The following is a 276-nucleotide window of genomic DNA, read 5'->3' as shown; positions in this document are numbered from 1 at the left end:
GGAGATCTACGACACCGACATCTCCCGCGACACGATCAGCCGGATCACCGACGCCGTCGTCGAGGACATGGTCGGATGGCAGAACCGGCCGCTCGACGCGGTCTACCCGGTGATCCTGATCGACGCCATCGTCGTCAAGATCCGCGACGGCCAAGTCGCCAACCGGCCGATCTACGTGGCGATGGGTGTCAACCTCAACGGTGAACGCGACGTGCTGGGGATGTGGGTCGGCCCGACCGGCGGCGAAGGCGCCAAGTTCTGGGCGGGCATCCTCAC

At 65.9% G+C, this 276-nt stretch carries 1 protein-coding gene; it reads left to right on the top strand.

Features of this window, described 5'->3' with window-relative positions; all coding sequences use genetic code 11:
• The coding region (locus tag ACZ3HG_RS23560; protein WP_465334774.1) for a transposase at positions 1 to 276 on the top strand (276 nt) is incomplete at both ends.

It is taken from the genome of Erwinia sp. PME.40.26/001, assembly GCF_055556675.1.
This window is presented reverse-complemented; position numbering and strand designations above follow the sequence as displayed.